The following is an 11,302-nucleotide window of genomic DNA, read 5'->3' as shown; positions in this document are numbered from 1 at the left end:
CTACTTGAGAGAGAGGACGAAGTACGCAGACACAGGTGTCTGCAGACACTACATTTCGCTATCGAAATAGAACACAAAATGTTCATATCCGCACATATTGGAGGCGTATCACCGAATTTCCTGTCCAAATCCGGGTTGCCGTTCTATTCTACCGACGGCTGGCCGTGAGTGTGTACATAACACCCACAGCCAGGGTCATTCCGAGTCGAGGGCCGCAGCGATAGCCGTCAGTTCCGCCTTTCGGAAGGGGCGTTCGGCCACCGCCGGGTCGTCATCTTCGGTTTCACCGATACACCGCAGTATTCCGGCCCGCATCTCCGGTTTCGGTGGGAGTCGGTTGGAGTCGACGTCGTGACCGACGGCCTCACAAATCGCCGCGAGGGCCTCCTTGGTGAACGCCGTCGACTCGATGCGTTCGTATCGTCCCACTGCCTGTCGAATCTCGTTCCGGAGTTCGTCTACGGTCGGTGACATACGTCGAACGAGGCCCGACACCGACCTGTAGGTTCTGGTTTCTCCGCACCGGCGTCTACACGAAGAACCGTGACAGCCGGGCGGGCGATAAGTCCGTCCGTCGGGCCTATCGGACTCTGCTGGTGTGCCACAGAAGGCACCTCGTACCGGTTTGCCGTTCTCCGCGGCAGTACGTTCAGAGAGGCCCTACCAACCTCCTGCGTCGAGTAAGGACCACTAACAGACGTACTGTTGTGAGGTTTTTCGGCCGTGATATATGACTGTCGTCGCAACACGGTCGCTCGCGAGATTCGTCGACGGATTCGCGTAGACCAGTTACACCTGCTCGGATCGAGAGATGGACGAATGTCGAGGTCGGTAACGACTAGCCGCAGTTGTCACTTCCTCACCGCCGCTAGTCGACCGTGTTCCGGTTCGAGTGCGGAGTTCGTTACGACGCCGACAGCGTCGTAATCGGTCGTCACGGCCGATCGTTGTCGTCCCGTGAGAATTACGCCCATCCTTTTTCTCGCTGGTCGTAGTATCCTCGACTCGGAGTCACCCATGGAACTCGACGGAAAAACCGCGATCGTCACGGGCGGGTCATCGGGCATCGGACGGGCTATCGCCGACGCGTACGTCGACGCCGGCGCGGACGTCGTCATCGCGAACCGGACGGCGTCCGAGGGAGAGGCCGCCGCAGACGACCTCGGCTGTCGGTTCGTACAGACGGACGTCTCGGAGTACGCGCAGGTCGAGTCACTCGTCGAGGCGACCGTCGACGAGTTCGGCGGACTCGACGTGATGGTGAACAACGCCGGCATCGGGAGCGAGTCGACAGTGACAGAGATGGAACTCGACGAGTGGGAGCGGGTCGTCAGCATCGATCTCGATGGCGTCATGTACGGGACGAAGACGGCCCTCCCGCACCTGATGGAGTCCGAGGGCAGTATCGTCAACATCGCCTCGATATACGGCCTCGTCGGCGGGAAAGGCGCTGCGGCGTACTCGGCGGCTAAGGGCGGTGTCGTCAACTTCACTCAGCAGGTCGCCGTCGACTACGCGGACGACGGGGTCCGGGTCAACAGTATCTGTCCTGGCTTCGTCGAGACCCCGATGACCAAACCGCTGCTCGAGACCGAACGGTTCTACAACTACGTCAAGGGGGAGACGCCGATGAACCGGCCTGCACAACCGGCGGAGATCGCCCCGATGGCGGTGTTTCTCGCTAGCGACCACGCCTCCTACATCACCGGCGCGAACATCCCCATCGACGGCGGGTGGACGGCACACTGAGACCGACCGGCGACGTCGTCTCGCGGGTGAGACGGTCATCGTGGCCGCTGTGGGGTTGGATACACCGGGTGTCCAACAACCATCTGGAGCGGTCCGGCCGGGACAGAGCGACGTTCAGGAGCGCGGTGCGCCTGGCGCTCGGTGCGCGACTTTCGGACCGTCCACCGCCAGAGTTAATGTGATTTGGTCGACTTATCTTCGGCTGTGACTGAGCGTTTCGGTGGACAGTGCCCGCTAACACATCCCCTGACAAAATCGGGACACCCGCAATCTGCTCTCGTCCGGGCCGACGCTTGTGTCATCGGGAGCACGCCGGCGTCATGACGTCACTGCTGACCCGGGTACTCACCAGACTCGGTCCCACGCGGGTCCTGCTCGTCGGAATCACAGGCAGTGTCGTCCTCTTCCTGTTTACCGTCCGGTTGCTCGGTACGGCCACGAACGCGGCGGCACCGCTTCTGGGAGACGTCTTTTCCCGGATGATATTCGACGATGCCTCCGCCCTCGGACTCGGTTGGCTGGGGACCTACGCTCTCGCGAACGGGTCGGTCGTCGCCGCGTTGTCACTGTCGCTTTTCGCGGCGGACATCCTCTCGGTATCACAACTGTTCCTGATGGTTGCCGGGTCACGGCTCGGTTCGGCCGCCGTCGTCGTTTTCATCGGGACGCTCGATTACGTACAGAAGGCGGAGTACTCGTTTCGAGAGTCGGTCAGCATGGGCCTGCTGACGTTCCTACTGACCCACTCGATATACGTCCCCGTGACAGTGCTGGGATACGTGCTCTTGCCGACTGTCCACGGTTCGTTCCGGCGCGTCGGCCGCGAGTGGTCGGTCGGGGCCCGGACGCTCGACCTATTCGACCCGGTCACCGTCGCTATCACGAACCGTCTCGGTCCCGTGCCCGCGTTCGTTCTCGCCGTCGGTCTCCTGTTCGGCAGCCTCAGAGTCTTCGATACGGTGCTAGAGCGCGTCGATACGTCGACGGTTCGACGGCGGGTTTTCCGCCACTTCGAACGGACGTGGGTCGCCTTCGGCATCGGACTCGTCGGTACCGGGATCACCACCAGCGTCGCGTTCTCGCTCGGTATCGTCGTTCCGCTGTACAACCGTGGCTACGTCAAGCGAAACGAACTCATCCCGTACGTACTGGGTGCGAACCTCGGAACGCTGTTCGATACGCTGGTGGTCGCCGTCGCACTGGCGTCACCGGCCGGCGTCGCTGTGGTACTCGAACTCCTCACCGTCGCGACCATCGCAACCGTCGTCGCCCTCCTCGCCTACGACACCTACAGTCGTGTCATCAGCAACGTCGACGACCGCCTCCTCGCCGACCGGAGGGTGTTCGTGTTATTCGTGCTGTCGCTGGTCCTCGTGCCCCTAGCACTCCTCGTCTTGCCGCTCGTCGTCGGGTGACGCCGGTTCTTGCCCGCCGGAGAGTGCCGGGACGACGGTGCGGTCGGAGTCGGTGCTTCACTCGCTGTCCTCCCCTTTCACGGTCAGGACGGGAACCTCACTCAGTCGGACCACGCGCTCGGTGACGCTCCCGAGGAGATACCGGTCGATTCCGGTTCGGCCGTGTGTCCCCATCACGATACAGGCGACCTCGTTGTCGGCCGCGTAGTCGGTAATCGCACGATGTGGCCGTCCGGTCATCAAGGAGGCTTCGATGGTCGAAACGCCCGCGTTCTGGGCGGCGCTGATGACGTCGTCTATCGCCTGTTCACCGGCATCTTCCAGCGCCGCCATGACCTGTCCGACGTTGACACCGTCAGGAACCACCCCAACGTCGACCACGTGGACGATGTGAAGTGCCGCCCCCGTCGACAGTGCGAACTCGATTGCGTCGTCGGCAGCCACCCGTGAACTGTCGCTGCCGTCGGTCGGAACCAGCACCGAGTCGAACGCCCCTATCTTCGTCTCCTCGTGGACGGTCAGGACCGGTATCGGTGACTCGCGGAGCGTCTGTTCTGCGACGCTTCCGAGGACGAATCGGTCCAGCCCCGTCCGACCGTACGTCCCCATCACGATACAGTCGACGTCGTGTTTGCCGGCGTAGGCGATGATGTTCTCGTGAATCTGGCCGGACGTATCGATGACCGTCGACGTGGTCTCGACGCCCGCCGCCGTCGCCGTCTCCACGACATCTGCTATCGCCGCTTCACCCGAGTGAGCGAGCGCTCCCGCACCCTCGTCTACGACGTCGGGCGGGAGTTCGAACGGTTCGAGGACGTGGATCACGTGGAGCGTCGCATCGAACCTGTCTGCGAGAGTGATCGCCGCGTCCGCCGCGGCAGTGGCGACGTCGCTTCCGTCGGTCGGAACGAGGATGGTATCGAACATGGCCGTCTAGTAGACCCGTCGGTCGTCCACGGCGTAAGTCATGCGACTAGTTCTCACTCGTCGGGAACAGTGTCCCGAGCATGGCATCGCCTCCGCTCGTGTCCCGCCGTCCCGTGTATCAGCGGTCGGTCCACGCTACCGCGAATCGCTGTTCGGGGGAGTGGTGTACGAACACTCTCCCACACACTGCTCCTTGCGTGGGTCGTCACCGAGCACCTGTTCGCTCTTGGCACCGCTCCTGAAGACGGTGACACCCTTGAGCCCGAGGTCTCGGGCGGTGAGAAACAGGTCCTCGACGTCGCCGATAGACGCAGACTGTGGTAAGTTCACCGTCTTGCTGACCGCGTTGTCGACGTGGTCCTGAAACGCGGCCTGAACGCGGAGATGGTGGGCACCGGAGACGTCGTGTGCCGTCTGAAAGAGCGGTTTCACGTCGTCGGGAATCTCCTCGACGTCCTGAATGGAGGTCCGACCGTGGACCGCCTCCAGTAAGTCCTCCGAGTAGAACCCCCGCTCTTTCGCCATATCGACGAAGCGGTCGTTGACGACCGCTAAACCGCCGAGAACGTGCTTCGTGTACGCGACGTTGTATATCGGTTCGATGCTGGCCGAACAGCCGGCGATGAGTGATATCGTACCCGTCGGCGCGATAGTCGTCGTCGTCGCGTTGCGCATCGGTCGCTCTCGTGTCGAGTCCGCCCAGTTCGGGAACGGGCCGCGTTCTTCCGCGAGGTCCCTGGAGGCGGCCCACGACTCGTCGTGGACGAACGACATCAGGTCGCGCCCGAATTCGACGGCGTCCGAGGTGGCATACGGTATGCGGAGATCGACGAGCATATCGTGAAACCCCATGACGCCGAGTCCGATCTTGCGGTTGGCGTTCATGATCTCGTCGGTCTCGCTGACGGGGAACGCGGACCGCTCGATGGCATCGTCGAGGAACCGGACGGCCAGATGGACTGTCTCGCGGAGTTTTGCCCAGTCGACCTCGCCGTCGGCGGTGTGGGTCGCGAGGTTGATCGACCCGAGCACACAGGCTTCGTATGGCAGCAAAGGAACCTCACCGCAGGGATTCGTGGCTTCGAGTCGACCGAGAGCCGGGGTCGGGTTGTGCTCGTTGATCGTGTCGAGAAACAGCATCCCGGGGTCACCGGTGGCCCAGGCCATCTCGGCAATCCGGGCGAGGACGTCGGCCGGGTCCATCTGGTCGACGACCGCCCCCGTCCGAGGATTGACGAGGTCGTATCGCGCACCGGAGTCGTAGGCCTCCCAGAACGGTTCGTCGGTCCCCACCGAGAGGTTGAAGTTCCGTAGCGTCCCCTCGTCGGCCTTCGCGGTCACGAACCGCTCGATGTCAGGATGTGTCGCGTCGAGAACGGCCATGTTAGCGCCGCGCCGTCGGCCGCCCTGTTTTATCTGTTCGGTCGCGCTGTCGAATATCTGCATGAAACTCACGGGACCGGAGGCCACACCGCCCGTCTTCAGCACGACGTCGCCCTGCGGACGCAGGTTCGAGAAGGCGAATCCGGTCCCGCCGCCGCTCTGGTGGACGAGTGCGGCCTGCTTGAGGGCGGTGAAAATCGAGTCGAGCGAGTCCTCGATCGGTAACACGAAGCAGGCGGCCAGCTGCTCTATGTCAGTTCCCGCGTTCATCAACGTCGGCGAGTTCGGCAGGAAGTCGAGGCCGCTGAGCGCGTCGTAGAACGCTGCCTCCACGGCGTCGGCGTCGCCACCGAACGCTTCTTCGGCCGACGCGACGTCACGCGCGACTCGGTGGAACAGTTCGTCGGGCGTCTCGACGACTGTCCCGTTCTCGTCTTGGCGAAGGTAGCGGCGTCTGAGAACGGTTTTGGCCACCGTGCCTAGAGTTGACATGCCACAGACTAGGGGAGAGTGCTTATTAAGCGATGGGCAGAGATAGCGATGGGCAGAGATCAGCGCCACACGTCACAGGTGATACTCGGCGGGCGCGGACGTGACGGGTGGCGATTCAGGATCGCCGACGCTCGGACGCAACCCGAGTGTCTTTATACCGATCGTGCCCGTAAATAGCTCCATGGCGACCGTTCTCCTCGTCCACGGTGCGTGGTTAGGTGGTTGGTGTTGGAAGTACGTCACTCATCCATTGCGATCAGTGGACCACGACGTGTACACGCTGACGCTTACCGGCCTTGGCGAGCGAGAACACCTTTCGCGGCCCGATATCGATCTGGAGACCCACATCACGGATGTCGTGAACGTTCTCGAATACGAGGACCTCACGGACGTGGTCCTCGTCGGGCACAGTTATGCCGGACTCGTGGTGACGGGGGTCATCGACCGCGTGCCGGATCGGGTCACACACGTCGTGTATCTCGACGCGATGACGCCGCTGAATGACGAGGCCACATCGGTCTTCGATCTGGGCCCCCCGGAGTATCGGGAGGTCGTCGAAGCCGAGGCTGAGGAACAGGGAGCGGGCTGGCGGTGGCCCATGCCACGAGAGCCCGATGGCTGGGTCGGAATCTCCGAGTCGGACGCTCGCTGGCTGCGATCGAAGGCGGTTCCACAGCCAGTCGAGACGTTCGCACAGTCGGTCGAAGTTCGAAATCAAGCGGCTAGCGTCCTCCCGTCGACGTACGTTCTCTGTACCAAGAATGGACTGCCGGACGAGACTCTCGAAACGATCCGCGGTGTGGTAGACGAACGAGGATGGGGCCTCGTCGAACTCGAAACAGGTCACTGGCCGATGGTATCGATGCCGTCAGAAGTAGTGGAACTGCTCGATACAGCTGCCTCGACCACACAGGGTGCGAGCACGTAGTTCTGAACCGCTCTCTCGGCTGTGTTCTACCGCGAACGGACCGCGAGTGCTGCTGGTTCCTCAGATCGGAACGACCGGCACCGCCGCCGCCCGGATGACTCGGTCGGTGACCGATCCCATGTGGGGCGCTTCGACGCCTGCCGCGCCCCGCTTTCCCATCACCACGAGGTCGATGTCGTGGTCGTCGGCGTACTCCAGAATCACCTCGTGTGGCAGTCCGCGAAGCACGGACGTGGTGGATTCGATGCCACGTTCTGTGGCTGCTTCGACGACGTCTTCGACGAGGTCTTCGGCTTCGTCCGCGATCTCTTCGAGGAACGCTTCGTAGCTACTGAATGCCGGCGTCGTTCCGTAGACGGTTTCGTCGACGACGAACAGGACGTGTAGGTGGGCACCGTGGTCTTCGGCGAGGTCCATGGCGTGTTCGATGCCACGTTCTGCGTCGTCACTTCCGTCGGTCGGGACGAGGATGTTCTCGTACATACCGATGTTTTGGTTGTGGACGCTCATGAGTAGACCGCCAATTCTCACCACACAGTAACGACTAACGCCACGCCGAACAGCGGTACAAAGACCCGCCCCGCCCCCAGTAAGTTCAAACCGATTCGGAACAGAAATACAGTATGCGCTCTCGGTACGCTGACTCTCGGTGGACACTGGTTGTCGTCTCGACGCTCGTGCTCTGTCTCGCCGCGTTCGTTCCCTCCCCGATCGAGCGTCGGCCAGAGTGGGAGCGGGTCGGTCCGGACAAGTTCTTGCATCTCGTCGGCCACGGCGCGTACGCGGTGGTAGTTGCCGACGCAGTCGCCGCTGGCCGGTGGTCCGATCGGGAGGCCGCTGTGCTAGCGGTCTGTGTCTCGACGCTCCTCAGTCTCGTCAGCGGACAGCTCCAGAACTACGTTCCGGGACGGGCGTTCGAGGTCGCAGACGTCGTCGCCGGGTTGTTCGGTTCGCTGCTCGCAATATCCGGCTGGTACGCCGTGAACGGTACGTCGTCCGTCGTCGACGACTGATACTGGTGGCTGTAACAAACTGAAGTACTTCGCCACCCCGGGGTGGCGAATATCTGTACGAACTTACAGCCACCAGTATGAGCGGATGCTGGCGACTCACCGAGCGCAGGAGACGCGTCTGTCGGCCCCGTCGCTGTCACCGCCGTGTCTCCGACGACTGGTCGCCCGTGACAGCGACCTACGAATCGTAGCGGAGCGCTACTCCGAATACCCCTCTTGCAGAAACGTCCCCTCTGTCTCGTACATCGAGACCAGTTCCTCGATGAACTCCTCCAGCGATTCGTCTTCCTCTAGGTGGCTTTCGAGTCGTTCCCTGAGTTCGTCACTGATTTCGAGCGTGTACGTCATTCTGAGTGTCTCCGGTCACCGCTGATTCTGTGTACGGACACCACTGTCTTATACTCTGACGTTAGTACACGTCCGGGACGGTTCAAGAAACGGTGACGGTGAGCCGAGAGTCCAGGTCTCCAACCGTTGCCGGTCGCGACTGAGCAGACGGGGGACGACGTCGCTGTCACCCGTGGCGAATATGTCGGTAGTCGTGTTCTCGCTTTGTCGTCTCTACCTGAATACGGATGGATATCTATCACTCGCTCCGTCGATCGGTGATCCGTTCCTCGACAGGGAGAGATAGACGGTCGTTTGCATTCGTCGTCGGTCAAATAGGCGTCGTCGGAGCCGTTTTTCGAGTAAACGGCTCTAACAGAAATATCGAGGATAGGATAGCGTTTTCGCCGGGACTTTGAGGGAGAAATAACGGAGTGTCGGTGCAGCGAGTGGCGATTCTCCGTTGTCGAGTGGGTAGGTGCGAGTAGGTAGGTGGGGTGGACGTGAGTGGACGCAAGTGGATAGATGAGTGGATACGAGTGGATAGATGGACGGGACGTGAGCGGACACGAGTGATAGATGGACGTGACGTGAGCGGACGCGAGTGGGGAGATGGGCGGCCGAAACGCGAAAGCGACGGGGCCCTGAAGCCGTTCCCACAGCAGCGCTTCGTGCGAAGAGGTCGAGACGAGAGAAACCAGTGGCCGACGCCGATGTGAGTAACTGGTTCCTCGTCGGATCGCGTTTCAGCACTGCCGCGGCCAGCAACCCGTGAGAGAGCGGTCGGATTCGGTAGGTCCCGAAGACGGGTACACACCCCTCTATCGATGTGTTTTCGCGCCATCCGGACGGGGTGTGTATCTTGGGGGTGTCCGTCGAGAGGTGACGCCGGGCCTCGAACGAGACCGTGAGACAGACACCCCTCTATCGATGTGTTCCATCCGTCGGTACGATAGACGACACGGCGGTCGAGATAGAGAGAGATCTATCGAGCGGTGCTTCGTTGTCCGATATCACCCGTTTCGAGCGGTGAAATGGGTGATTTTGCGAAGTGTGACGACCGATGCCCGTAGCGTCGATAGCCCGGTTCGTAGAAGAGTGTTCGAACACTTCGAACACATCGATAGAGGGGTGTGTGTGTCTAGTGTTCTAGCTAGACTAGAAGAAGAAGGGAACACCGAATCGGCAGCAAACGTCGGCAGTGGGCGTGTGGAACCCTCTCTTGCAAATTCCGCGAACAGATCCTCTCTCCACGTCCAACGCTGTTCTCGAGTTACCTCGGCTACGCTTTGCTACCCCCCTCCCCACCGCTCGCTCGAACACTTCGATAGAGGGGTGTGTCTGTCCCTACTGTCATCTCTCTTCGGCGTCCGAAACACTTCGTCAGCCGTTCTCCTCTCTCTTAGCCACGCCTGACTAACTCGGTGAATATCCGAGATAGAACCGTTCCACAGGTAGAACACACTTCGATGGAGGTGCCAACACTTTTGGTACACCCGTGTTTGGGTCACGTATGGACACAGACGACTCCGAACACTCCCGAGATCGGCCGGAGTCCTCGGCCGACGACGTGACACGGGACGGCCAGTCCTCGGGAGTGTCACCGTCTGCAAGCGACGCCGACCAGACTCCCGTCGACACCGAGGGGCAGACAACGGAGTCCGAGACGGAGTTCGAAGCCCAGTCCGAGTCCCAGTCTATCGAGGAGATGCTCCTCGAGTTCGACGAACAGGAGGGGTTGATTCGGGAGCGGACGTTGCTCGACCCGAACTACGTCGTCGAGGAAGACCGTATCGTCGGCCGGGACGAGCAGTTACAGGAGGTCACGAAGATGCTCCGGGTCGCACTCGGCGACAACCGGCCCCCGAATCTCTTCCTGTATGGCCCCTCGGGAACGGGCAAGTCGCTCATCACGAAGGCCGTCTGTAAGAACATCAGCCAGATCTGTGAACCGCGGGACATCCGGTTCGGGACGATAGAGGTCAACTGCCAGGATCTGGACACGCTTGGCGTCGCCGTGTACGAACTCGTCTCCCGCGCTGCGGACGAGGCCGGCGTGGAGGTACAGGTCCCGAAACACGGTGTAGCGACCAAGGAGAAGTGGGACGAACTGTTCCGCATCGTCGACGAGAACTTCGATTCGCTGGTGTTCGTCCTCGACGAACTCGATATGCTCGTCGGTCGGCGGGACAAGCAAGATCCCGCGTTCTCACGCCTCCTGTATCAACTCTCGCGCGCGGGCGCAGACGGCGAACTGGAGACGTTCATCTCCGTCGTCGCGATATCGAACGACACGAAGATGATGGAGTCGGTCGGGAGTCGGGCGCTCAGTTCGTTCACGCCCGAGGACGTCCACTTCGGGGACTACGACGCGAACCAGTTGCAGGCGATTCTCCGCAGACGGCAGGACGCCTTTTACGACGACGTCCTCGACGACGACGTCATCCCGCTTGCGGCCGCGTTCGCGGCACAGACTCACGGCGACGCCCGGAAGGCCATCGACCTGATGCGCGTCGCCGGCGAACTGGCCGAACGGGAGGGCGACGAACGCGTCAACGAAGCACACGTCCGCGAGGCACAGGACAAGGTCGAGAAGAACCGGGTTCTCGAAGTCGTCCGCGGAATCAGCACCCAGAAGAAACTCTGTCTCTACGCGACGGCCGCCGTCGCGGCGGAGTCCAACAGCGGTGCGGCACGCAGTACGACCGGCTACAAGGTCTACCAGTTCCTGACGGACTCGATTGACGCCGACCAGTACCATCAGGAGACGTACGTCAACAAGATGAAAGAGCTGACGACGTACTCGCTCGTCGACTTCGAACGTCGGAGCCACGGCCCGAGTTCGGGGATGTTCCTCGAGTTCCAGTTCGGCGAATCGCCGGCGACGATTCTGGAGACGCTTCGCGAGGACTCCAGAATCGAGATGGTGTCTCAGGACGAGGTGGCGTCTGTCGTGAAAGCGCAGTTACGAAACGAGGGGTAGCCCTCGGCCCGCCGCACACACCTCTATCGAAGTGTTCACCGGCGAATCGAACCACGCGCTCGCCGATGTGGTTGCGCTACCCGCC

10 protein-coding genes are annotated in these 11,302 nt (G+C 61.6%); 5 read left to right on the top strand and 5 right to left on the bottom strand.

Annotation, left to right across the window (positions count from 1 at the left end; genetic code table 11):
* Positions 1-195: 195 nt before the first annotated feature.
* Positions 196-474, bottom strand: a complete 279-nt coding sequence (locus IEY28_RS10530; protein ID WP_188997133.1) for a hypothetical protein — start codon at positions 472-474, stop codon at positions 196-198.
* Positions 475-1,017: 543 nt separating this feature from the next.
* On the opposite strand from IEY28_RS10530, the gene budC reads away from it, so the two are divergent.
* A complete protein-coding gene (budC, locus tag IEY28_RS10525; RefSeq protein WP_188997131.1) occupies positions 1,018-1,749 on the top strand; it encodes a meso-2,3-butanediol dehydrogenase in 732 nt (243 codons plus the stop codon).
* 320 nt (positions 1,750-2,069) lie between these two features.
* Positions 2,070-3,164 (top strand): sodium:phosphate symporter, encoded by a 1,095-nt coding sequence (locus IEY28_RS10520; protein WP_188997129.1) that lies wholly within the window; start codon positions 2,070-2,072, stop codon positions 3,162-3,164.
* A gap of 57 nt (positions 3,165-3,221) precedes the next feature.
* On the opposite strand, the gene IEY28_RS10515 is transcribed toward IEY28_RS10520, so the two are convergent.
* Together IEY28_RS10515 and IEY28_RS10510 are read right to left on the bottom strand one after the other, a co-directional pair.
* Positions 3,222-4,091, bottom strand: coding sequence for a universal stress protein (locus IEY28_RS10515; protein WP_188997127.1), 870 nt, complete (start codon positions 4,089-4,091; stop codon positions 3,222-3,224).
* A 135-nt stretch (positions 4,092-4,226) separates the two neighbouring features.
* Positions 4,227-5,966 carry an adenosylcobalamin-dependent ribonucleoside-diphosphate reductase gene (locus tag IEY28_RS10510; protein WP_188997125.1) on the bottom strand — a complete coding sequence of 580 codons (1,740 nt, stop codon included), beginning with the start codon at positions 5,964-5,966 and terminating at the stop codon, positions 4,227-4,229.
* Between the two features lie 100 nt (positions 5,967-6,066).
* Between IEY28_RS10510 and IEY28_RS10505 the strand changes: the two genes are divergently transcribed.
* Positions 6,067-6,894: an alpha/beta hydrolase gene (locus IEY28_RS10505; RefSeq protein ID WP_229783109.1), complete on the top strand. Its 828-nt coding sequence runs from the start codon at positions 6,067-6,069 to the stop codon at positions 6,892-6,894.
* A 60-nt stretch (positions 6,895-6,954) separates the two neighbouring features.
* Here the strand turns inward: IEY28_RS10505 and IEY28_RS10500 are convergent, their stop codons facing one another.
* Complete coding sequence (locus tag IEY28_RS10500) at positions 6,955-7,377, bottom strand: universal stress protein (protein WP_188997123.1); 423 nt, start codon at positions 7,375-7,377, stop codon at positions 6,955-6,957.
* 140 nt (positions 7,378-7,517) lie between these two features.
* Here IEY28_RS10500 and IEY28_RS10495 point away from each other — a divergent pair, with 140 nt between their 5' ends.
* Entirely contained in the window at positions 7,518-7,907 is a 390-nt protein-coding gene (locus tag IEY28_RS10495; RefSeq protein WP_188997121.1) for a VanZ family protein, read from the top strand.
* A 198-nt stretch (positions 7,908-8,105) separates the two neighbouring features.
* On the opposite strand, the gene IEY28_RS10490 is transcribed toward IEY28_RS10495, so the two are convergent.
* Entirely contained in the window at positions 8,106-8,255 is a 150-nt protein-coding gene (locus tag IEY28_RS10490; protein WP_188997119.1) for a DUF7557 family protein, read from the bottom strand.
* A 1,687-nt stretch (positions 8,256-9,942) separates the two neighbouring features.
* Between IEY28_RS10490 and IEY28_RS10485 the strand changes: the two genes are divergently transcribed.
* A complete protein-coding gene (locus tag IEY28_RS10485; RefSeq protein ID WP_229783130.1) occupies positions 9,943-11,217 on the top strand; it encodes an orc1/cdc6 family replication initiation protein in 1,275 nt (424 codons plus the stop codon).
* Positions 11,218-11,302 lie beyond the last annotated feature (85 nt).

The organism is Haloarcula pellucida (assembly GCF_014647235.1).
Classification (GTDB): domain Archaea; phylum Halobacteriota; class Halobacteria; order Halobacteriales; family Haloarculaceae; genus Haloarcula; species Haloarcula pellucida.
This window is presented reverse-complemented; position numbering and strand designations above follow the sequence as displayed.